This window comes from Janthinobacterium sp. KBS0711 (assembly GCF_000988085.1).
Lineage (GTDB): Bacteria > Pseudomonadota > Gammaproteobacteria > Burkholderiales > Burkholderiaceae_D > Janthinobacterium > Janthinobacterium lividum_E.
In genome coordinates, this window is record NZ_LBCO01000004.1 from 358,596 (window position 1) to 382,293 (window position 23,698).

Below are 23,698 nucleotides of genomic sequence, written 5' to 3' on the forward strand. Positions count from 1 at the left end.
TGCGGATTATTTCGGCTGCCGGCGACGCGTAAAAGCCAGGGCTGCCAATCCCGTGCCCAGCAGGAACAGGGTGCCCGGCTCCGGTACTTGCAAGGGTTCAATGACGACGATGTCGGTGCGCGTGGACTTGGAAAAGTTCAAGGTGTAGCTGCCGGCGGGCAGGGCGAAATTCGACGTCAGCGAAAACATCGCAAAGCCATTCGTGAAGGCGCGCCCGGTGGCCGGGTCGTTGGTGCCGGCCGTCATGTTCAGGCTGAAGGGATCGAGGCTGCCGACCGTATGGTTGCCATTGACGTCGCTGCCATTGTTGGCGTCGCCATCGGGCGCGAACTGGAAGATCACGCCATCGGCATTCGCGTTCGACAGGCAGCCCACGGGACTGGAAGTATTGCACGAGATATTGAAGATATCCATGATCGACACGCTCGACTTGTCACCCATCGTCGTCACGCTGGTGCGCAGGTCGCGCCGTCCCATGAAGTTGAAGGTGATGAAGCCGGCGCTCGACAGGGTCAGGTTGACGGAGCCGGTGAGCGTATCGCCTGCCGTGGCCGTGGCGGCGCCGACCGTGTCGCGCTGTGCTTCCGCAACGGCGCGCACGGTGGAGCCGGCGGCCGTGAGCATATTGCCAAAGGCATGCGCGTCGCCGCGTGCGAACTCCAGGGTGGAACTGGGGCTGGGTGCGTAGTTATTTTGCGGCAAGCCGCCGCAGCCGCCGCCCGAACATACTTGCAGCACGTCGGCGTTGGCGGCCGGGCCCGTATTGACGGCGCGCGGATTGACGGCCACGCCGCCCTCGAAGAAGGCGCTGTCGCTGGCATTGCGGTTGGCGCCGGCCAGCGACAGCGCACCGGCGCTGGTGGTGATGCGGAAAGAGTTCAATTCGTTGACGGCCAGGCCGTACGCGCCGGCCTGTGCCTGGCCGCTGGCAAGCAAGCTTGCCGCCGCCAGTGCACCCAGCCAACCCAGGGTCTTGCTTCGTGTGTGATCGACGTTCATCGCAGCCTCTTATCGTAGTCAGTCTCGGAAAATCCGGGGGATAAAAAATCCAGAATGGCTTGCCTGGATTCATCTCGTAGACAGTGATAAGCAGCTTGCGTGCCATACAAAAAAAGCATATTGAATCAAGGGCTTGCGTAAAACGGACTGAGCCGACGGAAGCAAAGTGTAAGAAAGGCCGACGCCGCCTGGCGCGTGGCGGTGGCGCCGACGTCACGGCGCGCTAGGGCCCGCCGCGTCCGCCGACGGCGCCATACACCTGGCCCGTGGCGTAACTCGATTCCGGCGAGGCCAGCAATACATACACGGCCGCCAGTTCCGCTGGCTGCCCCGGACGTCCCATGGGCGTATCCTGGCCGAACGTGGGAATCTTGTCCGGTGATTGCCCGCCCGTCACTTGCAAGGCGGTCCAGAAGGGGCCGGGCGCGACGGCATTGACGCGGATATTCTGTTTCGCCAGCTGCTTGGCCAGCCCCTTGGTAAAAATCATGATCGCGCCCTTGGTGGCGGCGTAATCGATGATGTTCTCGCCGGGATCGTAAGCATTCACGGAGGCGGTATTGATGATGCTGGCGCCGGCTGGCAGCAGGGGCACGGCCGCTTTCGTGATCCAGAACATGGCATAGACATTCGTCTTGAAGGTTTCGTCAAACTGCGCCGTGCTGATGTCGAGGATGGAGTCGCACGAGAATTGTCGTCCCGCATTGTTGACCAGAATGTCCAGGCCACCCAGCTGGCGGGCCGCTTCGCTGACCAGGCGCTGGCAAAACGCCTCGCTTTTGATGTCGCCAGGGATGGCGACGGCCTTGCGTCCTGCCGCGCGGATCAGCTGCAGCACTTCCTGCGCATCGGGCTCTTCGGCCGGCAGGTAGTTGATGGCCACGTCGGCGCCTTCGCGCGCAAAGGCGATGGCCGCCGCCCGTCCGATGCCGGAATCGCCGCCCGTGATCAAGGCCTTGCGCCCCATCAGGCGCCCCGATCCCTTGTAACTGGTTTCGCCATGGTCGGGCCGGGGCTGCATGCGGCTGGCCAGGCCCGGCCACGTCTGCTGCTGGACGGGAAACGGCGGACGCGGATAGCCGGGCGCCAGCGGCCTGGGTCCGGCGGGCACCGGTGCCTCCGCCGGTTGTGCGGCCGCGGGCACGGCCAAGGCGGCCAGCGCGCCGCCGGCCATGCCTTCGACAAAGCTGCGGCGCGACTTGCTGAGTTTGGGATCATCCATGGCAGGACCTTTCAGGGAGGGTTCAAGTACCGCGGTGATAGCCCAGGTGGCCACCGGAATTGCGCGCACAGCCGCAGCCGATGCGTGCCACTTCCTCGTCTTCTGTCAGTTTCCAGTTGGTAATCGTCGTGTGCTGCCAGTCGATGTCGCTTTTCTTGACAGGCTTTACCGTCAGGGTGCGTGCTTCCGCATCCGTGTACTCCATCAATTCCTCGTCATCGGCAATGTCGAAATGGCGGTGGATCAGGGAAATGCCGAAGCGGTCGAGCGCGCCATAACGCTGCAGCACGTCGCGCAGTTCGCGAAAGCAGGCGAGGTCCTCAGGTAGCAGCGGATTAACGGCGGAAATATCGGCAACGGGCTGCCATTGCATGGCGTGGATGTTCAGGCTGTGCATGATGTCCTCCTTTGCCCCTTGTATCAAGCCCAGGCTGCCGGAGGGGCGCCGGCAGCCTGGCGGAACGCCCATCGTGGCCGCAAAGCCGCTACGGCGTTTGCGCCAGATCAAAGGTGCGGCACACTGCCTCTCGCCGATAGTTGCCCGGTAAAATAGGCCATGGCAAACAAACCCCCCACTTTCCCCGGCGCACGCACGGGCCGCGGCCAGGTCCTGGCCGTGCTGCTGTCGAACCGCGACCAGTCCGGCGCCGAACCGCTGCAAGGCCGCGTCTCGCTGGCCGCCATCGTGAAAGCGCTGAAACGCAAATACCACTGGCCGATCGAGACGCACAGCTTTCCCGCCAACACGCAGGACGGCCGCGCCAGCTGGGCGACCGTCTACAGCTTGCCGGAAAAGGTCATCGAGACCGCGCTGGACAGCGGCGGCCGGGAGTGGCTGGAGAGCCGGGAAGTACCTGGGCGGCGCTGAGCGCGCCGCCTTGCTCGATCCCTTTATTCGAGCCGGAAGCCGACCTTGAGCGTGACCTGGAAGTGCGCCACCTTGCCATCGACGATATGCCCGCGCGACTCGGTCACTTCATACCAGTCCATGTGCTTGACCGTCAGCGCCGCCTTGGCAATGGCATCGCGTATCGCCTGATCGCTGCTCTCGGTCGAAGTTCCCACCAGTTCGATCAGCTTGTAAGTGTGTGCGGACATGATATTTCCCCAGGTAGGCAAGCCAGACATCGGAGTTTGTTCTTCGCCAGCAAGTGTCTATAGTGCGCTTAAATGCGCTGACAGTCATTGCGCGGTGCAGCAATGCGTCGTGCAAGCGGGAAAAGAAAAAAAGCTACCAGCCGAGGTGGGTAACCCTTTGATTTTCTAGAGAATTCTGGTGCCAACTGCCGGTTTAGAACTGGCCATTTGGTGATTGAAAATACCTTTCTTGTCCTAACTCTGCTTTATAACATCTAACGACTCAATACCTTAGTGGTTTTTGACATCACAATATCGATCACTACATGACAGCACCGTTGACAATGCGTTGGCAGGTTAATGCCTCATTGGCCGGCTTTTGCTGGATATATCTCACACACAACCGATGCTAATTTTTCTGCGGCAGTCATATCGTCTTCTGTGAGTGGAAGGTTGTAGATTTCGCTGTGTGATGGGTCTGGGGGCGCTTCAATCGGGGCATGGAGAATCGGGATATCTCGTTGGTCAGCCGTACCGGTTGCGACGGCTGCACGCCCCTCACCTACATTCAGCACAGCAAGCCGGTGAGTGGCACGAATGGTAAAAGTAGAGAATAGCCGCTGCACCTCTGCAATCTCTTCATCACGTGTGGGAAGTGCTAATTTCTCTAACCAGTTTACAGAGAGTGCCGACTCTCCACCGCGCAGCATAAAAGCTGTCGCTTGCGGCTCCCCTTCAGCGACTTGCGTGCCTTTGCAGAGTCGAACGATATAATCACTGTCCGGAACGGGACCGTCACTCACGCAAAGGCCCAGTCCGATACAGAATAGGTACGTACAGCTTCAAGAATGCCGTCAGTAGTTGTTTTACCGGATAACTGAAGAACTCTGCCAGCATGCCTTGGGTTCGGACGCAATACGACAAAACGAGCTTCGTAGGTTTCAAGAAACTGAACACTGAAGATATGGTCCCGACCCTGCTTCCAACTTGCGTATAAGCATCCGCTAGGTGTAACTGTAAGAGTTGGATACTTTAGTTGCGGAGAAGATTCCAAGAACTCTATGAGACTTTTAAGAGAATCTGTTGAGAAGACTCGCCCCTCGAAATCATCTTTGTAAGCATCTACCAATTCGGACAACCTCGCTGCCAATCTCGCCTTGTAAGGCAAATTCGAAGCTGCAGTGAAATTGCTTATCAACCCTTGAATTTCGGTGTCATCCGCCCGTATCGCGTCTAACTCAGCAAACGCGCTAGGGAATGAATCAAAGAAGGCGTGTTGAAACACAAGCTGATAAGTTCGAGCCGAAGGCTGAGTCGCAATACTAGGGGCGACGAGACGAGTAAGTGCCATGGATCCTTGAGCACAGAGTCTAGCAATATTTACGATAGCCGTCGATTTGACCGCAGCTGTTGCGGCTGGCTTAACATCCAAATTAGTCGTAGCGTCAGTACTATAGTCGTGGGAAAAAAAACCCATTCGCGGGCTCAGGTAGTCAGCAGTAGCGGCATGTGTCATTTTTTTCGTCCCCAAGTACTGTACTGAATTTCCGATGTTGTTAAGTCGGTAAAACCACGGACAATCCATTCGTGTGCTAGATCGAACCAAGCTCGAATGCCTGATTCGCTCAAATCCGATGTTATGCCTCGTACAGAGAGATCAAAAGAATAAATATCAACACTATCGATGGAGCGTTTTCCTTGTGTCACCTTCACATTAAGCGTTCCTTGCTCGTTTGGCAAGGGATATGTTGCATTGAAGGAAATTCCGCTTGGAATACTCAAGAAACGATTGTCATCTGGAAGCAGACGAAAATCCTTAAAAATTTTTGTAAAATCTTCGAGTTTGTTCCATCCTTCACCCTTCACAAGATGATTGATATACGACAACTCAAATTCTGTCGGTTGAATGGGACCTAACTGCATGTCTGATGAAAACGTACTGAGACGTGCATAGTTCTCATTGAACGACCGATAAATTTCCTCGAATCGTGGATACTCCGCGCCGTTCCGTTTCCTCCAATTGAAATAGAGTCTGTCCTGTTGGAACTGCAGCAACCGACTTTCGTCTTCGTTCAAAAACCACACACGCGGCAATGGCAAAGAAGTTGCAGAATCCAGCGGTGGCATGCCTTCGCCGTTGAACATTGGCGGAACGTGCACGATCGTCGGGAAGTCTTTACGCAAGCTGTGCCAGAACGTACCGTAGTGAGGTAGACGAACTCGATCCAACGTACGGAATTGGCATCCGCATGCTACCTCGTCAAGCGGAGGATTGTCGTAGCTCGGTAGTTCCGTCGTGCGATCAGCGGTTGCCATCAATGTCTGTCGGTTAATTTATGAGTGTGTAGCTTAGCATACACCAATGCTGTAAATCCTAACTTGATCATGGCGAAAAGCGCGGTAACTGAACGCTTTCACCAGGGGCCACGCTATGACTTGTAAGCTTTGCGAGCGGCTGGCATCGTCGCTGGCCGGGACGTCTGGCCAAAAACGCGTCTGCCTGAATCGTGCGACGAAAAGGGTTTTTTTGCCTCGTTCCGGCCCTTGTGGACCTCAAATCGCTCTTTTTGAGGTCTGCCAGCACGAAGACGGTCTTTAGATTGAACGTAGTACTATTTCGCCTCTTGAGCGGAGCACGACAACGCAAAGCTCTCGGTGTAAGCAATCATCTCGTCCAACGTCAGTTCACATTCAGCTTGGGCGTATTGATTCAAGATGTCGGCCTCATTCCTTCAAGTGCAAAATTGGCTCGTATGCGAGCCACATGAGCAGCTCGCTCTGCTTTGGTCATATATATTTCGCCCATTTCCTGAAGTCCCTTAATCATTGTGCTCATGGAGATTGGCGACGCGCAAAATCCCGATCTTGGAAAGCAAGATGTGCGGCACATCATCGTAGTTGACCCGCTCGCGTTCTCTGGACAGCTGGCAGAAGAGAGTATGAAGGCGGTGCACGTCCTCATTGCGCCAACATAAATGATGCAGCTGTCGGGTGGGGGGGACATCAACCCGACATTTAGCGTGATACTGCAAAGTTGCTCGATCACCTTCAGGAGTCCAAAATGTTGCACCCATTGGCACAATTGACAGTCGCAAATGAAAAGGGCTACCAGCCGAAGCGGGTAACCCTTTGATTTCCTACTGAATTCTGGTGCCGACTGCCGGTTTCGAACTGGCCACCTGATGATTACAAATCATCGCAAGTCGGTATTCAGGACTGTTGAAGGGTGTTGAGATTTTCAAGTATATCCTTATAAATCAAAAACTTACATGATTTTGATTTTTATTTCATGCAGATGGGTGTTGATCGTTATGCTACCATTTGGGTTACATGGCGGTTACATGGCGCTTACACAGCACGTCTTCTTGAGGTAATAGTGAAAAAAATAAAGTTCGCGGCGGGTAGGGTAGAAGAGTTCGCCTGTGAGGGGGGAAAAAGTCAGTCATTCCTCTGGGACACCGCTTCACCAGGCCTCGGTTTGCGGGTGACGTCGAAGGGCGCGAAGTCCTATATTTTTCAGGGTAAGCTGGACGGCGCCACCATACGGCTGACGATCGGCGATCCTCGTACATGGGACATTGCCAAGGCCCAGGCCGAAGCACGGCGCCTCAAGGTCCTGCTCGATAACGGGCAGGATCCAAGAAGGGTACGGGAAGATGCACTCGCTGCAGAGCGCGACGCGCGCGCGTTGCAGGAAGCTGCCGTTGTGGCGGAACAGGAAAAGCAGCTGCGGGAGTCCGTGACCCTGGGCCGTGTCTGGCCTGAATACATTGCCGATCGCATTGCCACGCGAGAAGCCGGCTGGTCAGAACATCATATTGCCGCGCATCGAAAGATCATTCAGGATGGTGGCCAGCCTCGGAAACGCAGTCCGGCCCTGACGAAAGCCGGTCCGCTCTGGTCCTTGTCCTCGCTGCGACTCATCGACCTGACAAACGAGCGCGTGGAAGCCTGGGCACGAGAGGAAGCAAAGACCCGTCCATCCAGCGCACGGCTGGCATGGCGACTGCTCAAGGCTTTCATGAACTGGTGCGCTTCGCACAAGACGTATTTAAGCATGGTCACTAGCAATCCGACAAAGAGCGCGCGGGTGCGCGAGAGCCTGGGTAAAGAGAAGCGGCGCCATGACGTTCTCCAACGCGAGATGCTGCAGTCATGGTTCAGCGCAGTGCGCAAGATTGGAAACCCGGTCATTGCCGCCTACCTGCAGGTTCTTCTGCTCACCGGCGCCAGGCGCGAGGAGCTCGCGGCACTGAAGTGGGCAGACGTGAATTTCCAGTGGGGCAGTATCAAACTGTCCGACAAGGTCGAGGATTTTCGGATGGTCCCGCTGACTCCCTTTGTTTCTCAGCTCCTGGCCAACCTGCCGCGCCGGAATGCCTTTGTCTTCTCCAGTCCCGCTTCCGCATCGGGACACATCGCCGAGCCACGAATTGCGCATAACGAAGCCGTAGCGGTGGCGAATTTGCCGCAACTTACGCTGCATGGCCTGCGACGCTCATTTGCCACATTAAGCGAGTGGATCGAAATGCCGAATGGTATCGCCGCGCAGATTCAAGGACACGCGCCACAAGGGGTGCGCGAGCAAAATTACATTCGCCGGCCGCTGGACTTGCTTCGTGTCTGGCACGCGAAGATTGAAGTTTGGATACTTGAGCAGGCGGGTGTGGAGCTTATATCTTTGCCAGCGATACTGCGCGTTACGGGAGCTTAAGTAACTTCGTAGGTAATCGTAAACTATTAAAGTATTGTCGTCATTAAGCATTATTAGTCGTTAGTGGCTTGAGATATTGCCTGAATGCAATAAATTCTATCTTATATGTACATATTGCTGAAATGACCATTATGAGGAAGCCTATCGCCCAACCAGTTGCCCACGCCTCGCCATTGCTGTTAATGCTTCCTTTAACCTACCTTAGTCGACCGATTAGCGAGTAGTAGACCGTATGCTCTCCCTATTTTAGGTATGACCTCTCCGCGTCAATTTATGGGCGCACCCGTAGCTCTGCAAAAGCCATAGTCGAAATTAAATTTATGGAAAATATACACCAATATGCTGTATAAAAACACAGCATATTGGTGTATATTTATGCTATTAAGAGAAATTTCTTTATGAAAATGAACACTAAAAGTACAATTTTCTGCATTTATGACATAGAAAAGCATACAAAAATACGAGAAACGCTCAACATGGTGGTTTTTGGCCTGTAACGAGCCCCAAATCAGCGGCTTGCGCACGCAGGAATGGCCAAGCTTGCCGGAGTTTCTAAGCGTACGCTCTCAGAATGAATGCGTGTTGGCTGCGCAGCGCCAGTCGCTATTGAAGCGATTCTTTCAATGCTCCCGATGCTTTCGCGCGAGGTCGTGTGGAAAATTGTGGAGAATTGGTGACATGACGTATCAGATAATACGAACTCAAATCAAAATCGAGGTGTGGCAAATGAGTAAAACAGTGCCTAAGGAAGAAAAAATGGACGAGATCCGATTCTACCGAGCAAGCGAGAAACCATATGGCGCTTTTAGCAATCTCTTTCGGCGCCCAGTAACTTTTGAGGGTGAAGATTTTGCCACTTCGGAGCATGCCTATCAGGCGGGAAAGGCACGTAAGCCGGCTGTCAAAGAGTGGCTGATGGCGGCGCCATCGCCGGCATTACTGGCCATGGCTGCGCACGGTCTATACGTCTGGGATGTGAGCCCAAACTGGTCTAAGATAAAATTTGAGCGCATGAAAAATGTCTTAATGGCTAAATTTACCCAGCATCAGGACCTTTATGACTTGTTGCTCTCCACTGGAGATGCACGGCTCGTAGAAAGCGCGACCGTGGACAACGCGGTTAATCGGCTCTGGGGCGAGGTCAACGGCGTCGGAAAAAACATGCTTGGAAAGCTTCTGATGGAAGTACGAGAAGAACTGCACGCTAAGCAGGCAAAAGCAGAGAAACCGAAGAAGAAAACTACGCGAAAGAAATCAGAACGCGAGGCCCTCGCAGCATAGTCTCTGATAAGCACGATCCTCTATTGCTAAGTGGTGCTTTTCAATAGAGGTGTCCATTCGTAACTGGCGCTCTGCGCGCCAGAAGTGAACTTTGGTCATGCCCTGAACAGCACTGGCCATTTCGAGAATCACATCAAGGCCTTGCTGCTGCGCGAGCCCGCGTGCTCCGGCGTAGCTGCAATTAAGCGCAGCGAGCGCCTGTCCAAAACGCAGTGCTTTCGACAAATCGTGATTCGTGAGGTCACCGGTCGAGCCAGCGTCCCTGTCGGAGAACAGTGAATACAGCATTCCTGCAGTACACCAGTCGCCCGATCCAGAAGTATCGGCGACATGCTGCGCGCGATAAGCTGCCAGATAAACCCAATTATCACCCGACGATGGCGAACGGAACTTGAGCCCATCCTTGCCCGACGTCTGAATTTCAATGGCCACGCTACTTAAGTCAAAGGTTCGCAGATCCTCGATACGATCATCGGCGTATTTGATCATGTGCGCGGCTTTTAGCGCGCGCCCAAACGATGCATGATCGCTTCCGATCGTCGACGGCTCGAATACAACCATTGCACCTCGCGCACGGTAGTCCTCGGCGAGCCTCAATGATAGCGGCGTCACCCGGTCAAAATAATAAACATCGGAGCTCTCGATCGCAGATAGGACGGGCGCCCCAAGGTAATCATCCAGCGCGTAGGAAAAATGTCTCTTGCGGCCGCAGTGAGGGCAGGCAAAGGTGAAACGATGTGTTTTCTCTGCATCGCCAGGCAATTGAAAAACGACAGGCGTGCAAAAGTGACCCTCTTCAACCAGAAACTGCACATCTGCATTGAGCGCCTCGAACTCGTCACGGATGCGCTTTGCCGCCGAATCTGTGCCCACCTTTGCCACAGGCACACTATTCCACCCCATGTGGGCGAGAATTGCCAGGACGTTCCCCGCAGAGCCACCTAGCGCCGAGGAGACCGTGCTTTTATGTTCATTCAGCAGGACGTCCAGCGCTATGAGGCCCGATCCGACAACACGCCGGCGCGAGGAAATATGGGCAAAACTAACAGGTGATTTCATCGTAGGCGACTCCAGCAAGCCAAACATGCCAAAGTTTCGACGGAGCGGGAATTGTCACGCTCTCAGGGATCTTCGAATCCGTAGTATATCCTATCGTCTCGACATACAAGACTGGCAGGCTCAAATCGATCGCTGCGAGCAACATGCCTAGGCTACCGAGTCGCCATCCCGCTGGGGAGAGCACCGTCACCGACTGACTTTTGTCAGGGAAAACCTTGAGCCGCGCATCATGCATGCGGCTAATCGATCTGAACACATCCATGGGATCGGCTTCGTGCGCGTAAATCACGTTCTGTGCAGTGGCGTCCCATTGCGATTCAAACGCATCGAAGTACTCCAACAGGAGCTCATCTCCACGTCTTGGCCTGGCCGATGGAAACGGGACGATTGGACATACCTCCGCCAGTGGCATCAGCGCACTGAACATCGAATTCATCGACGGCAGAGAGTCTTCCGTCAACTGGGGTACCCAGAGCGTCAGTGCATCGCGCATGATGTAAGTTTCCATATCCTCCTGGAAGCCATGCATCCAATCTGCGTGACTATTAGACTCGCTTTTGAGTTTCACCGCAGGCTGATCGCTAGAGGCCATCAGCAAGTGGATATTCGTCGTGCTTTCTTTGTGCAGTTCCATGGCTTGGCGCACGATGGGGAAGCATGTACCACGCGACATGCCGGTAGCGTCGATGACGATATCCTTGTATTGCTGGCTAAGCCAAGGCTGCGCCGCCTTGGTCGCATTACGGCCGGCGACAGTGGCGCCGTCCCCCGAAATTATCTCGACATCAATGAACTCCAGTTTGCCGTTTGGGAGCATTCTTTCTAACTCTGCCTTATGCAAACTCCCCAGATTTTCTAGGTCAGGAGATACCGCTGGACGGCACTCTGTAATAAATTTAAACGTGACATTTTTTGCCTTGGCTAACAAGTGGGCGAAGTATAAGCTGCTACCCTGAATTCCAACAGTTCCAATGAACAACACGCTGTCGGAGTTGGCCACGTGATCGCTCACGAACTGAACGGCATCCTCACCACGGTTGTTAATGCAATATTTAGACGAAAATCGGTTCATTCGACAATACTTTCAGCGAGATCGACCAAGTGACCTTCGCAAAAGCCACCTTTACTGAAGGTTAATTTGTGCTCGATGATGGGAAGACCACCGAGCTTGATTAGGCACCAGACCTTGCGCTTACACTGGTAGTTTTCGCGCAGCGATATAGCGTTATAAGCAAGCCCATAATGCAAAACCTGGCGCAGTACTGGGTATGTGCGCTCTAGATGCTCCATCTCGGACTGCGGCACACCGTAGGCGTTAGCACCATCGTCAAGCGGCGCGTTAGCCGCCAGCGTCTTGTTGACACATTTCTTGGCGATGAACGCGATCATTTTTTTGACCAAGTGGCTTCGAGGAAAATCCCATTCCTTCATGGTCTTTACGGCACGTTCTGTGAGCGCGTTGTGCTGCGTGCGGGCGTCCAGTTGAGCCGTGCGCCCCCGTATGACCTTTGTTTCGATCTGATTGATTAAGGCGCCAGCAAGGTTGATGAACTGCTCGATGTTGTCGTCGCTAGCATCGCTTAGGCGATCTAGCCCGTAATAGAATGGCCTTCCATAATCGTGCATAAGCTGGATATCAGCGCCGGTGACAAGAGACGGCTTCACGTTGAGCAGATCATCCTCCGCTTCTTCATTGTCGTTTTGATCGTCGAAGAAAAGCTGCGTTTGGGGTACTCGTTTACGTTCCCTGCTAATCAATATTCGCGTCAACATAAGACGCTGATCGGCGGTGACGGTCTTGGGAATAGAGCTTTCAATGATGCCCATTTGCTGTGGCGAGAATTTATTGTCGCTGATCAGTTTTTCAACGGACTGAGTGAGCTCGGCGAGCTGATTGTCCGTCAGTGGTGTTGGACGCGCATCAAGGAACGTCTCCAGAGTCGTGCCGGGCTTTCTCCTGAAAGACGACATTTGGGCAATGTATCGACGGGAAATGTCGTTCGCAATTTTTTTAAACGCGGTCCGGCCACCAGTCCGTTGAAGCAAGGCGATGATCTCATCACGTCCCTTGGTGGTTCCTGGCTTTTCTTCTTCTTGGGCCGCACTTAAGGCCGCTCGTAATTTTTCAGTACTGATCGCATCTACACGCGTCATTAACCACCGGGCGACACGCAACTCCCGGCCGCGCAACCAGTTGTTCACATCCGCGAACTGCTGCTGATGCAATTCATGCGCGTCGTCCAAGATTATTAAAGGCTTGAGCTTCACCGGCGGCTTGCCTGCGAAGAGCGGCGCCGATATCGTCTCAATGACATCAAACGCGTTGTACCTCAGATTGTTCGTCAAAGTGGCGAGCTTATCTTCCGAAGGCGGTACCAAGGCCGTGATGATGCGGAAAATCTGCTCTTCGACGCCACGCGCGAAGTCCAAGAATTTTTCGATGTTATCGGCGAAAATAATATTCGCCTCAGTTTGCATATTTTCTTTGACATCTATTTTTATAGAGCGAACAGGAACCTCTTCTTTTTCCAATTTCCGAAGCCAGCCGAGGACGCCCTTGGCCTGTAAAAAAGAACGGAGAAGCGACGATTTGATGGCATCAGAATAGGGAAGTTCCCATATGTCTCTTAAGTTCGACCCAACCGGGATTCGGTATGCCAAGATATTGGGCTGCAGCTCTTGAATAATCCGGGCGTCATTTAGCGTTGAGATAAGATCTCGTACCTCACTGTCCCCTGCCGAGCGCATCAATGTCATTAAGGTATCGAGTTCGATGAGTCGCGCAATGGTAGTCTTCCCACTGCCAGGCGTGCCAATGATCGTGACGAGTTTTTCAAAGATCGCGTCGCCGGCATGATCATCGAAGAAAATTTTGAGAGGCTCGTGGCTGACCAGTGAAATCAGGGCCGCCGGCTCATCGATGAACTCGGTCGCGCGCTTTTTAAATGGATTGTCCATGCTCTGAATGTCGCTTTATGCGGGGAAATAATGGGCTCATTTTTACACCTCTCTGGTTTTTGGGATCTGTAGCGGCCCAGAGTAATGCTATCGAATTGTTAGGCGTGTTATGGTCGAGAACAAGTGGCAGCCCACACTGCTTGTATCCGAACCAGATGCCCTCTCCGGTGTGCTTATCCTCGATTCCCCTGTCATAGCACTTCTTAATTAACGCGACGAGATCGGTGTCCTCGTCGTCCTCAGTGAGAACAACATGCTTTTCAAACACAGTAGAGAATGTAAGTTCGATCAATACTTTCTGCTGAACGGCGAACAAAGCAACTGCATCGAAAACAGTCTGCGTGGCCTTTTCGGTCGCGATATAGTGATGCGCGTGAATGATGCAATCTGGCGTAAATGGGTTAAAGTCATCAGGAAATTTTTGCTCGCAAAATCGAGGTATCTTCCCTGCCCATCCACCTTCGTCCTGCCGAATCAGCGTCGAGCCGGAGGCGGTGAAGTCATCAATCAGGCAAATACGCTCGAACTGCGCATTGACATCTTTCAACCCATTTTCATCAAGCCGTTTGCGTAGATCTTTGATTAACCCGCGCCACTTCTTCTCTGATATCTCAGGCGAAGCTACGATCTGCTCGTTAGAGACCGCGCCTTCGTTGAGTCGCCGGAAGGAATCAATCTTCGCACCATCGCTAAGCGCAACGTACAGCGTGCGCATATGCAATTGGTAAAGTCGAGCGGTGCATTCCTTGTTGTCCCACGTTTTATGCACCGGTATGTTCATCGCCTGGGCGACAGAGCGCCGCATCGATCGCCTTATCTCAGCCATCGACAATCCAACGAGATGAAGCATCTCGCGCGAGCTGATGTAGATGAGCTTGGTCCTGACGAATTTGAAAGCAGTTTCGCGTTCCTTTTTCGTGCTGAATTGGCTCAGCCAATAAATGAGATTGACGCAAAACCGCGCGCCTGGGCCGTAACCGTGATAGTGGTCATATTTGTAGTTAACCATCAGACGGAGCCAAGGAAGCTCTGCAGTGAGGCGCTCGTCGTCCCACGACATGAGATCGGCAAGAACCTTCATAGCCAATTGTAGTTTCACTTGCCCCCCCCAGCGTTCAAACGTAAATCTGATCTGATGGCTTCAAAAAAATCTGGCCTGAACTTAGAGATGCCATCTGCTATATCCAGCTGGGAAAGGTAGTACAGGGTTCCGGATGCGCTGCCTTTCCCACGTGGCAGCAGGTTCCAGCACACGTCGGGGAGTAAAGACACCTTATCGACACTCAAGCCGAAGGGGGCGCTCAGCAGCTCGAAATCGTTGCCTGTGAATTGTCCAGAATCGCCAATGCATAAAACCTCAAATGCGCTGCAGCCTACAAAATCGGAGACGGCATTGATGACTTTTTCCTTGCCGATCGATTCCGTAACCACGTCGATAGAGTGCGCCGATCCGAATACTCGCCACCCGGTCGAGTTGCTCGAATCGATCCAGTGATTTACCGCAGACAAGACGTCGTTACGTACTTGCACGCTTGGGCAGGAAAGGCCGAACTGCCCACCATGGGCCTTTGGAGTAACGTCATCAGGAATGGCCCCGGTCGCGCGCAGCCAACGCTCCAGAGCAACGAACCTGTGGTCGGGGTCGGGGGGCGAGAATTGCTCCTTAAGGGTTTTGATCTCTGAACCGCTGTAATAGCCGATTAAGATCTTTGACCAGTATTTGGGCGAAATTTTCTTGCGCAGGTCGGTCTGCAAGGAATCGCCGCGGCCTGTCGCGAACCCGATCGTCACGCCGGCCCCAAGTAGTCTCTCCAATGGCTCTACAAGTCGGGCATCTAAGCCATCGTACCGTAAATGCGTATCGCAATACGTTCCATCAAAGTCACATACCACCGCCTTAAATCTGGCTACCTCTAGCCGCGACAGGAAGCTGTCAAGTGAGATGGTCAATTGCTCAGGCACCGATTTACCAGCAACGAGCCAAGGTAGTTTTCTGTGAAAATATACCGGTAGAGTGCACTCGGCAGAATTGACCATGGTGGAAAAATCGATCGAGTGGATCCGTCGACCAAACTCTGGGACATCTGGCTGGCCAGGATCAATCTGGTAATGTTCCGCGATCGCTTCCGTCAGAAGCATCGCCTCGACTACGCCGACGATTTCCGCGAACGCGGGATCGGCCGGCAGCTCAATTTTGAGCACCTCGACATGCCCAGGTATGAGCTGCAGGGTCGATTCGGCCAACAACGAATCACAAGGCGAGACCAGGGCGACGACGAGAGGAGGATTATCGGCGGATTTAAGCTGAAGATGGCGACCGTGAGCAAACTGTCGATAATCTACTTGCTGGCAAAAGCCCAACGCGGACTCAGCCAGTTTGGATTCGATATCAATAGCGGCCATTTTTCCGCGCTCGCCGTATAGCACGATGACTTGGCCGGCAGAACTCAAATTGCGAAGCGTGAATTCTTGTCTGTAGAATTGACGGCGCCGCGCGAGCCAAGAAGCATCTAGACCAAGCAACGTGTTATTTAACGCCGTATCCTCGGTGGCATAAGCCCTGGCAATGACCACCATCATGGCGATCAGGCTATTCGTAGCCAGATAGCCGTCTTTGGCCCAAGGCATATCGAAAGCGAACGGTGTTGGGGCGCCGTTCTCGACGCACTTGGCGATGAGCGGGTTGGACTCTGTGAGCGTGACCGCGATTCCGGCCATTCCACTGACGGCGATGTGCGACGCGACGGCTAAGATATCCTTATTCTTGCCCTCGGCTGACAACAAGACAGCGAAGGTGTTACGCAAGCCGAAGGGAAGCGTTGAATACTCCAGAGGTGTGAGCGCGCGGGAGACTTCACCAAAGCAGCGCTCATGCAGCGTCGACATGAAAGCCGCCGCGGTTGAAGAGCCTCCAGAGCCGACCACGAGCAAGTTAGAGCCAGCCGAGGTCGCTACCGCGCGTTTTAGCTTGTCGATCTGTAAGGATGCCGCCCAAGTAATCGACTCAGGAAGGTGTTCAATTTCTTCACTAAAAGGACGTCCCATCGGTATTCGCCAATAATGGTAATTGCAGTATGAATTGTTTTTGCCCCAAGGCATTATGACCTAATCTTAGAAGTCGTTGCTATATTTTTCACTTATTTTAACAATATCACCCGTATTTCTTCTTTTCAAGCGCTGCTTCGAGGTGAAAATATCATAGAATCTACCTCACTTACAGTCGAGCATGTGAGGGAAACGTTGGACGCTATTCGCTACATGGTCTACATATCCAATCCCAGCTCGGTGCCCAATGCTCGCTTTGAGCGCTCCCGATAATGACTGTCGCGATCAGATGCGTTCAATTTTATGATCATGCAAGCTCTCCCCGAAACTCCGCCACGTTGTGTCCATATGCTGTACGACGGGCTCTGGCATGTTGATAGTGGCTGCTATGAAATTCGAAGAACGATCCTCTGGCTAGCGGACACCTCACATTGGTTTCCGATTTTAATCAGGCGACGGCATCAATGAAAATCTATTCAAGAATATACTGGAATTAGCTGTTGAAATGGTTTTCGTGCTGGCCTTAATTCGAGAACGTAGATAGATGCCGAACAGTAGATGAAAATATTAAGTCATTGATTTTAAATATGTCTTACTTAATATTTTATTCCGACGTAACAGAGCAGCTTCGTCATTTTTCTTTCGTGAATTGTGATTGCATCGTTAGTTACGGGGCGCGCGGCACCGAAGAGGAATGCCTAGGGGAAAGCGAATAAGATTCGCCAGTACAATTTTTTGGTATGCAAGAAAGTAAAAAATACTAAGCGAAAAAAACTGACGAGTTCATAACCGCACTATATAACGGAGTAGATTTTTTGTTTTTCATCGTTTTCAATCCTAAAGAGGACTACACTATCAAGTTCGCAATAAACTGTACTGCAGCCGAGCAGCGCCTCGATATTTCATGCTGATGACGCCGAGAAAAGCCTACAGGCCACGAGCGTGCTGACCCAGTACGATCGGGTTAAAATCGCAGTGAGGGTGTTTTTACGCCTAGGAAGTAGCTGGCGCAGCAGGAGTTATAAAAATGAGCGCTCCTATACAGCTTACTTTCGATCAGTCTATTTGGCTATGGACTCGGAGAATTCGCAATGATTCCTCGACAGGTCGTGCTAACACCAAATACGATTTTATTACCTGCATTGGAAGTCATAAGTCAGATTGTTGCTAAGCGCGGTATCGACGTGGAAGAGTCCTTAGACCGCGAACTGTATACCTCGGCACGGGATAAGGAGATAGCGATTAGAAAGGGGAAGTTGCGGCGAAAAAGTCAAAGCGTAATTCACAAGTGATAGCTCGCATCGTCGGCTATCTGGGAATACCCTGCAGCACTCTCAGTGCTAGGCCCTTCTCAACCAGCTAGTTATATTGGTGGCATAGTTGACAGCGCCGCGTGGCCCATCACCGCAAGTTGGACATTGCTTGCCTGTAATGGCGGCTAAGAAAATGCGCTTTGCGGCGCCCGATGCGGGCCGGATGCCAGCTTAATTTAAACGGAGAAAAAAATGAGCAGCCGACAATTGGAAGAACGTTATGAGGAAGAGCGCAATCTGCGCTTGGCCGAACATTTGGGTTTGACTGCTGAAGAACTCGATACGCTCGAACCTGACATCGACACAAACGAAAGTGCTGATGGACTGATCTACTGCTACATATTGAACTTCCATCGGGATGCACCGAAAGAGTTGCTGGCTAAGGTAATAGGCTTGGCACCAGGTTCGCGGACGATGCAAGTCGAGCTTGGCATTTTTGATTCCGAAGAGCGCGACGACGAATATTAATTAGGTCGAGAAAAAATACATGTTGGTGAAAATTGCCAGGCAGTGGAAGGCTGGTCAAACAGAGTGTGTCAATTCTGAGAGCAAATAAACAGCCTTCCTTCTCCCAAGTAAACGTGGCCATTATCGCCAGCATCCGTTGGAGTTAAAGGACTCATTGGTGGCGATGCCGCCATCCAGCTACAAGCGGAACATGCAGAAAAAAACTATCGTCGTGTCCGAGCTTACTTGAGCACTACAAAGTTGGAGTCCGAAATCATTGCACCATAATAGAAAACTGTTCGAGAAGGCCGGGGTTGGTTGTGTATCTACGGCCCTCGGCGATATCGCCTGTGGGATCCTGACATAGCGCGATCTTTACCTTGACGCGCTGCAGAAGGAAGCTGCTGCGGTATTTTTCGTTCACGCCCGTCGCTCCCGTTACGGACTCGTTAACTAGATTAAGAGCTTCCATGAACTTGCCCAACTTGAATTTCACTTGCGACAGATTATGAGCCAACCATATCCGGCCGCTCTTGTCTTCAATCGTCTCAAATATGGTCTCTGCCTCCTGGTAGCGACCAAGCTTGTAAAGCGCTTCGCCCCATTTTCGCTTCTGATAGTGGTCCGGCACTTTCAGGGTCTCATAAGCATCAAGCGCACGGTTCAGATAAAAGGATTCGTCGCAGACGTCTGATGCAAGTAGCATGATCTCCGCGTAGCCACCGCGGCTTTGATCGTCGTCTAGCATCCACGGCGACGGATCGGGCAGACGCGCTAGCACCCCCTCTACCCGATCCGGTGCATACCAAATCAGCGCGCGGACGAAGTTCGCGACCGAGTGATAGCCTTGCGGTATACCGATGGCGGCACTGTACAGTGCTTCTGACAGAAACAGTTCCTCATGCTGTGCGATGAGTTCGCCTGCCCAGGACGCACGTGCACCATTGAGGGCATCGCCCAATGCCATCATCAAGGACGGAGAGATGCTGCTGCCGCCCAGCTTCGCCGCGATGATCTCTGATGCATATTGCTTTGCCTTCTGGTGGTCTCTCGGCTTGCGACTGAAAGAGCGGACTAGCTGAAGTTTGGCCTTGTTCAACGGATAGGTTGCGACAACTTCCTCAAACAAGCGCTCGGCTTCGGTATATTCTCCCAAGGTGCTGTGCGCCTTAGCACGATGATGCTTGATCTCGGCGGCCTGCCGGGGACTGAGGCCTATCATAGCCGCAAGGTCGTCATATACTCCAAGGATTGTCGGTAGCCATGCAATGACAGCGTCAGGTCCTGATGCATGTCGAAGACTGCGTCCGATCGCTTCGATCGACTTAAGGACGACTAATATGGCCACGTCGTTGTCGACAGCGCCCAGCGACTTGAGCCGCTGGGCCTCTTCTTGTGGATCTGGTAACAGATGGGTCGGAATGGCGCTACCCATCCAGACCATCGACAAGACGTATAGAAAAGCTGCGCGTCTATCACCATTTTCGACATTCCTGACGATTTTCCCTCTCAGTTGCGATGCTATCAGTTGTAGGCCGTGTCCGTTCCCGCGAATCTGCTGGATAATGAACGCTGCAAGTCGATCGTCGATCTCTCGCGCTTTCTCGGTTGTCAGCCAATTCAACGATTTCAGGGCGGTAAAGACGATATCGTGAATGCGAATTGACGCAGCGCTTTCAGGTGCAGTTAGACCATATTGTTCGAAGGATCTCAAACGCATCAATCCAACGACATGCTTGAAGAAAGCGCGATCGCAATGGCTCTGGCCAGCCCACTGGAACAGGCACAGTTCCTCCTCAAGCGCTGGTTTCAGCCGCCCGAGAATACGGTCAGCGAGCGTTGCTCCGTCAACTGGCATTTTGGCGACATTGGCGCAGTCCTCGGCAAGGTCGCTCCACGACACGCCCTGGCGAGCAGCGGTATTAAGCAACGCCAAGCTCATCGGGTGCCCTCCAATAGCGCGCCAGATCGTTTGAAACGCGTTTTGGGACACCGGCTTATCGAGGCCTCTATTGAGTAATGTGTAGGCTTGTTGAGCGTCCATTGTAGGCATGGCGAAGGCTCCGAATGAAGAATTCTGTCGTGTGATCAGTATTCGTGAATTTGGTCCGCACAAATTGGCAAGTTGGTCGACGGAGAGGCCTGGACTTGCGTCGTCCACAACCAAAAACGTGCGATTTCTGCGTAATAGGGCACTGACATTGCGCTCGGCACCACCCCGTCGGACCGGTACTGACGCAAGCTGCTCGATGCCGTTGATGTCTCGACCATTTACCCAGAATCTGTAATGAAAGTTGGCCTCGTTACGCAGCAGGCAAGCAGCAGCTGCCTGAGACTTACCGATACCACCAATTCCGACAATCTCTACACAAGCTTTGCTCTCAAGCCACCGGTCCAGTTCTGTGTCAACCGCCTCGTTTTTAACATAAAGCGCGCTCAGCGGCGGAGCATTTAGTGACGCTGGGTGATCATCGCGAATTTCGGCCAAGACGGGTAGATGCTGGGCCAGGTCGTCGATCGCGTCGTCATAAAGCATCAGCGTATCAATGGTCGCCTCTGCGATAGACCGGCTGTCCATGAGATGGAGCCTCCGGCCGGCCATCCGTCCCTGCTGCAAGGCGGTGTTAGTCATCGCCTCTATTACGCCGGTTTCCGCGCGTTGAGAACTTAGCAGATAGATGTCTTGGGCGAGCGGCGCCAACTTGAGGGTGTGATCCAGATCGCCCCACGGCTTGGACATCAAACCGGAGAAATATCCTTTCATTATAGAAGCTTCGGCCACGACACGACCATCTTCCGAGACTGCATCTAGCGCGCCGCCGACAGGACTGCCCCCAACCGATGACCCTCGCTGCACAAGTCTCACATCACATAGCCGCTCAACAAACACGACTCCAAACCGTTCGAAGATCGAACCAGGGCCCATAATCGCGAGCGAGTCGATCACGCGCTGGGTAAGCAAGCTTCGGGTCTGCGGGTTCATGTAAAGGCTCCGGTTTTAATATTTTTTGGCTATTTGCGATTTCCGCTTGTCTATTCGCAACTGCGAGTCATAGCAAGCGTTGAACGATGCACCAGATATCCTGCGCCACCGCGTCCAGCGTTTGATTCGCATTGACAACATGGCAGCGCTTTTTATCCTCGCGTGCCACCGTAAGTAGTGCCTCGCGAATTGATGCAAAATCTCGCGTCGCTTCCGCCGGGTCGAGAACACCATCGCGGCGCAGTACCCTCCGGCTAAGTGCGACATCGAGCGGAAGGTCGAGGATGATCGTCAAATCTGGGAGCGTCGTACCCACAACGATCTCGCGAGTCGACTGAAATAGCTGGTGGAGGTCGGCGTCGGATACCGCGACCTGAAACGCGTAAGTTGAGTCGATGAAGCGATCAGAGATAACCCATTTGCCATTCGTCAATGCCGGCCTGATAACACTTCGCACATGATCAAATCGAGCTGCGCTTACCAACAAGAGCTGCTCTGCCGGAGCGAGTTGTCTATCTGTGCAAGTCAATATCGCTCGCACCTCCGCACCCAAATGGCCCCCATCCGGTTCCTTTGTCTGCAATACAGCCTGTCCTGCACTTTTTAAGCGTTCAACAAGCAGTCTCACCTGATTTGTCTTCCCACTACCGTCAATACCCTCGATACTTATAAATGGCACGTTTATCCTTCTTTCTAAAAATTCAAGCAAACGATGGTATCTTAATTAATGAAGCGCTCAAATATAGTTGCATTCGTATCCGCCGGCATGTTATCACCCAAGAAGCGCGATCATATGCTCGCGCGCCGGCAACTCTATCTTAATTATGGCGCATTGTCGCTTGCTACAATCCTAGATTCAATGGGGACCGAAACCTTACTGATTCATGGGGAGCATAGGGAACCCTCCGACGTACTAGCCACACTGCTCGAGAAAGGCATACTCCCATCTCGGTTGCCGGTGATGCTGTCGATTCCTAGCTTCTATGCCCTTCCGTGGGCGCAGACCTTTTGTCAGTTAGTGCGCAGCGTGGATCCGGATGCCAAGATCATTGTCGGCGGACGGTGGGTAGTTGGTCCAGATTCTGATTGGTTGCGTGCCAAACTGCCCGAGGCGAACTTGCTTGTACCAGGGCTGGCAGAACCGGTGATAGCAAGTCTGCTCACGAGCACACCGGTCTTGCGGCGTCTGCCTGCGCCGACACCAGATGACGTCCTGAATCATCCATTGGTATCTGGCTTCAAACGCTATCAACCAAGCATTGAGGCTTCACGAGGGTGTGGTATGGGATGCGCCTTCTGCGAGGAGCGTGATATTCGGCTAGAGAAGCTGCGTACGCCAGAGCAGATTGCCAGTACGCTTGCAGCAGTTGTTAGTCAGTATGGCGATAGCGAGATCCGTCCCTATTTTCAATCGTCGATGTTCGCCCCTAATGAGAAATGGGGCACCGGCCTAGCAAATGCAGTCCGGGCTGCCGGCCTCCATGTCTCATGGCGGACAGAAAGCCGCGTTGATGCACTCACGCCTCAAACGATTGCTTGTCTCGCTGAAGCAGGCATGAAGGTGCTCGATCTTGGCCTCGAAACGGCATCGCCGACACAAATTCTAAATATGCGCAAATCTCAAGATCCGGAGCGCTATCTAAAACGCGCCTCCAGTTTGCTTCGAGCATGCAACGCTCATGGTATCGCTGCCAAAGTCAATGTTTTGCTATATGCAGGGGAAACGACTAAGACTCTTGATGAAACGCGTTCGTTTCTTGATGAGCATAAGGATTCGATCTCAGGAGTTTCGGTGGGCCCAGTTATGGCCTATGGACCGCCGAAAACTGCAAACATTCTTTTGGATGAATGGTCAAGGAGTGGTGCTGTGGCTGTTGACCCAAGTAGTGCGAACGACAGTGGGATATCGATGATTCACCTCAGCCACGATTTCGACGCAAAGTCGGCTGAGGCCGCAAGCTTAGAATTGTCTCGGCGCTACATGGATGCAGATGCATATTTCCAATTAAAGAGCTTCTCCTATTATCCGCGTGATTACACTCGCGCGGACTTTGACCGCGATGTTGCGGCAAGCGAAACATCTCAGCTGCCGTTTCGCGTTTGCTCGCAGATCCCGCACTAACTGAGAAGGTTTGATTAGAAGGGATCTATGTCGCTTCGGGTGAACACGCCCTATCAGATCATCCGCCTAGGTATGAAGCCATCTCGCAATGGGTGACGAGCAACTGGATGTCTCTTTCTGGGCCAGTTCACTTAGTGCTGGCACAGGCTTTTCCGTTTCGCGAACTTGGGTTGCGCTCACAGCCTCGACCAGGCCGGTCGCTTCGGAAGTACGTGCAGCAACCACCGTCGCTTCTCCCCGCCCACTTCGGGACCTCAGCCATGTCGAGATGGCATGGATCTGCTGTTCGACGTCACCTGCTGGGTGACCGATCTCGGCAATGTATCGCTCCAATGCCAGGCGCACGAGCTTGCCTCGTTCGCGCACTGGCGTCATCGCCAGCAGCGTGTGGACGTCCGGAGCCTCCTGAAAAGTCAGGCTGATTCGAACCGTGATTTCGGTACCGATTTTCGGGGGCTTATCCGTTGGTGTCGACATG

General features: G+C 53.2%; 20 protein-coding genes. 5 read left to right on the plus strand and 15 right to left on the minus strand.

The genetic code is table 11. From position 1 onward, the window contains the following. Positions 1-6: 6 nt before the first annotated feature. The 3 genes from VM94_RS02190 to VM94_RS02200 form a co-directional block, all read right to left on the minus strand. Positions 7-999: an EDSAP-1 family PEP-CTERM protein gene (locus tag VM94_RS02190; RefSeq protein WP_082127509.1), complete on the minus strand. Its 993-nt coding sequence runs from the start codon at positions 997-999 to the stop codon at positions 7-9. Positions 1,000-1,222: 223 nt separating this feature from the next. Then, positions 1,223-2,221 (minus strand): SDR family oxidoreductase, encoded by a 999-nt coding sequence (locus VM94_RS02195; RefSeq protein ID WP_046681970.1) that lies wholly within the window; start codon positions 2,219-2,221, stop codon positions 1,223-1,225. Between the two features lie 22 nt (positions 2,222-2,243). Then, positions 2,244-2,618, minus strand: coding sequence for a hypothetical protein (locus VM94_RS02200; protein ID WP_052755468.1), 375 nt, complete (start codon positions 2,616-2,618; stop codon positions 2,244-2,246). Positions 2,619-2,777: 159 nt separating this feature from the next. Here VM94_RS02200 and VM94_RS02205 point away from each other — a divergent pair, with 159 nt between their 5' ends. Continuing rightward, entirely contained in the window at positions 2,778-3,089 is a 312-nt protein-coding gene (locus VM94_RS02205) for a hypothetical protein (RefSeq protein ID WP_046681971.1), read from the plus strand. A gap of 23 nt (positions 3,090-3,112) precedes the next feature. Here VM94_RS02205 and VM94_RS02210 read toward each other — a convergent pair whose 3' ends face one another. From VM94_RS02210 to VM94_RS27625, 4 genes are all read right to left on the minus strand, one after another. Then, positions 3,113-3,319, minus strand: coding sequence for a dodecin (locus tag VM94_RS02210; protein ID WP_034753599.1), 207 nt, complete (start codon positions 3,317-3,319; stop codon positions 3,113-3,115). A 344-nt stretch (positions 3,320-3,663) separates the two neighbouring features. Then, the gene (locus VM94_RS28025) at positions 3,664-4,101 is read right to left on the minus strand and encodes a hypothetical protein (RefSeq protein WP_138828944.1); all 438 of its coding nucleotides are present in this window, start codon (positions 4,099-4,101) and stop codon (positions 3,664-3,666) included. Further along, the gene (locus VM94_RS28030; RefSeq protein ID WP_138828943.1) at positions 4,098-4,814 is read right to left on the minus strand and encodes a hypothetical protein; all 717 of its coding nucleotides are present in this window, start codon (positions 4,812-4,814) and stop codon (positions 4,098-4,100) included. The genes VM94_RS28025 and VM94_RS28030 overlap by 4 nt, the downstream gene beginning before the upstream one ends. Continuing rightward, positions 4,811-5,614 (minus strand): TIGR04255 family protein, encoded by an 804-nt coding sequence (locus VM94_RS27625; RefSeq protein ID WP_082127510.1) that lies wholly within the window; start codon positions 5,612-5,614, stop codon positions 4,811-4,813. The genes VM94_RS28030 and VM94_RS27625 overlap by 4 nt, the downstream gene beginning before the upstream one ends. Positions 5,615-6,674: 1,060 nt before the next feature. Here VM94_RS27625 and VM94_RS02215 point away from each other — a divergent pair. Beyond that, the gene (locus VM94_RS02215) at positions 6,675-8,012 is read left to right on the plus strand and encodes a tyrosine-type recombinase/integrase (protein ID WP_035828513.1); all 1,338 of its coding nucleotides are present in this window, start codon (positions 6,675-6,677) and stop codon (positions 8,010-8,012) included. A gap of 678 nt (positions 8,013-8,690) precedes the next feature. Beyond that, complete coding sequence (locus VM94_RS02220) at positions 8,691-9,293, plus strand: NADAR family protein (protein ID WP_200880299.1); 603 nt, start codon at positions 8,691-8,693, stop codon at positions 9,291-9,293. On the opposite strand, the gene VM94_RS02225 is transcribed toward VM94_RS02220, so the two are convergent. The 5 genes from VM94_RS02225 to VM94_RS02245 are packed head-to-tail and all read right to left on the minus strand — an operon-like array spanning position 9,267 to position 16,355. Continuing rightward, the gene (locus VM94_RS02225; protein ID WP_160309266.1) at positions 9,267-10,352 is read right to left on the minus strand and encodes a PfkB family carbohydrate kinase; all 1,086 of its coding nucleotides are present in this window, start codon (positions 10,350-10,352) and stop codon (positions 9,267-9,269) included. The genes VM94_RS02220 and VM94_RS02225 overlap by 27 nt on opposite strands. Then, positions 10,336-11,424, minus strand: a complete 1,089-nt coding sequence (locus VM94_RS02230; protein WP_035823771.1) for a hypothetical protein — start codon at positions 11,422-11,424, stop codon at positions 10,336-10,338. Before VM94_RS02230 ends, VM94_RS02225 begins: the two co-directional genes overlap by 17 nt. Continuing rightward, positions 11,421-13,310, minus strand: coding sequence for an ORC-CDC6 family AAA ATPase (locus tag VM94_RS02235; protein WP_046681974.1), 1,890 nt, complete (start codon positions 13,308-13,310; stop codon positions 11,421-11,423). Before VM94_RS02235 ends, VM94_RS02230 begins: the two co-directional genes overlap by 4 nt. Beyond that, positions 13,294-14,409, minus strand: a complete 1,116-nt coding sequence (locus VM94_RS02240; protein WP_138828942.1) for a phosphoribosyltransferase-like protein — start codon at positions 14,407-14,409, stop codon at positions 13,294-13,296. The genes VM94_RS02235 and VM94_RS02240 overlap by 17 nt, the downstream gene beginning before the upstream one ends. Further along, complete coding sequence (locus VM94_RS02245; protein ID WP_035823774.1) at positions 14,406-16,355, minus strand: hypothetical protein; 1,950 nt, start codon at positions 16,353-16,355, stop codon at positions 14,406-14,408. The genes VM94_RS02240 and VM94_RS02245 overlap by 4 nt, the downstream gene beginning before the upstream one ends. 1,505 nt (positions 16,356-17,860) lie before the next feature. Between VM94_RS02245 and VM94_RS02250 the strand changes: the two genes are divergently transcribed. Further along, a complete protein-coding gene (locus tag VM94_RS02250) occupies positions 17,861-18,136 on the plus strand; it encodes a hypothetical protein (protein WP_035823777.1) in 276 nt (91 codons plus the stop codon). Between the two features lie 253 nt (positions 18,137-18,389). On the opposite strand, the gene VM94_RS02255 is transcribed toward VM94_RS02250, so the two are convergent. Together VM94_RS02255 and tmk are read right to left on the minus strand one after the other, a co-directional pair. Next, positions 18,390-21,098 (minus strand): tetratricopeptide repeat protein, encoded by a 2,709-nt coding sequence (locus VM94_RS02255; RefSeq protein ID WP_046681977.1) that lies wholly within the window; start codon positions 21,096-21,098, stop codon positions 18,390-18,392. Between the two features lie 67 nt (positions 21,099-21,165). After that, positions 21,166-21,807 (minus strand): dTMP kinase, encoded by a 642-nt coding sequence (gene tmk, locus VM94_RS02260; protein WP_200880300.1) that lies wholly within the window; start codon positions 21,805-21,807, stop codon positions 21,166-21,168. Between the two features lie 252 nt (positions 21,808-22,059). On the opposite strand from tmk, the gene VM94_RS27630 reads away from it, so the two are divergent. Next, complete coding sequence (locus tag VM94_RS27630) at positions 22,060-23,220, plus strand: B12-binding domain-containing radical SAM protein (protein WP_200899191.1); 1,161 nt, start codon at positions 22,060-22,062, stop codon at positions 23,218-23,220. Positions 23,221-23,286: 66 nt separating this feature from the next. Here the strand turns inward: VM94_RS27630 and VM94_RS28035 are convergent, their stop codons facing one another. Continuing rightward, positions 23,287-23,697 carry a hypothetical protein gene (locus tag VM94_RS28035; RefSeq protein ID WP_138828941.1) on the minus strand — a complete coding sequence of 137 codons (411 nt, stop codon included), beginning with the start codon at positions 23,695-23,697 and terminating at the stop codon, positions 23,287-23,289. Position 23,698: the final 1 nt, after the last annotated feature.

Excerpts from the sequence above, each read along its gene's own strand:
- VM94_RS02190 (WP_082127509.1), bottom strand. The coding sequence starts at position 999 with ATGAACGTCGATCACACACGAAGCAAGACCCTGGGTTGGCTGGGTGCA.
- VM94_RS02195 (WP_046681970.1), bottom strand. The coding sequence starts at position 2,221 with ATGGATGATCCCAAACTCAGCAAGTCGCGCCGCAGCTTTGTCGAAGGC.
- VM94_RS02200 (WP_052755468.1), bottom strand. The coding sequence starts at position 2,618 with ATGCACAGCCTGAACATCCACGCCATGCAATGGCAGCCCGTTGCCGAT.
- VM94_RS02205 (WP_046681971.1), top strand. The coding sequence starts at position 2,778 with ATGGCAAACAAACCCCCCACTTTCCCCGGCGCACGCACGGGCCGCGGC.
- VM94_RS02210 (WP_034753599.1), bottom strand. The coding sequence starts at position 3,319 with ATGTCCGCACACACTTACAAGCTGATCGAACTGGTGGGAACTTCGACC.
- VM94_RS28030 (WP_138828943.1), bottom strand. The coding sequence starts at position 4,814 with ATGACACATGCCGCTACTGCTGACTACCTGAGCCCGCGAATGGGTTTT.
- VM94_RS27625 (WP_082127510.1), bottom strand. The coding sequence starts at position 5,614 with ATGGCAACCGCTGATCGCACGACGGAACTACCGAGCTACGACAATCCT.
- VM94_RS02220 (WP_200880299.1), top strand. The coding sequence starts at position 8,691 with ATGACGTATCAGATAATACGAACTCAAATCAAAATCGAGGTGTGGCAA.
- VM94_RS02225 (WP_160309266.1), bottom strand. The coding sequence starts at position 10,352 with ATGAAATCACCTGTTAGTTTTGCCCATATTTCCTCGCGCCGGCGTGTT.
- VM94_RS02230 (WP_035823771.1), bottom strand. The coding sequence starts at position 11,424 with ATGAACCGATTTTCGTCTAAATATTGCATTAACAACCGTGGTGAGGAT.
- VM94_RS02235 (WP_046681974.1), bottom strand. The coding sequence starts at position 13,310 with ATGGACAATCCATTTAAAAAGCGCGCGACCGAGTTCATCGATGAGCCG.
- VM94_RS02245 (WP_035823774.1), bottom strand. The coding sequence starts at position 16,355 with ATGGGACGTCCTTTTAGTGAAGAAATTGAACACCTTCCTGAGTCGATT.
- VM94_RS02250 (WP_035823777.1), top strand. The coding sequence starts at position 17,861 with ATGAGCAGCCGACAATTGGAAGAACGTTATGAGGAAGAGCGCAATCTG.
- VM94_RS02255 (WP_046681977.1), bottom strand. The coding sequence starts at position 21,098 with ATGAACCCGCAGACCCGAAGCTTGCTTACCCAGCGCGTGATCGACTCG.
- VM94_RS27630 (WP_200899191.1), top strand. The coding sequence starts at position 22,060 with ATGCTGTCGATTCCTAGCTTCTATGCCCTTCCGTGGGCGCAGACCTTT.
- VM94_RS28035 (WP_138828941.1), bottom strand. The coding sequence starts at position 23,697 with ATGTCGACACCAACGGATAAGCCCCCGAAAATCGGTACCGAAATCACG.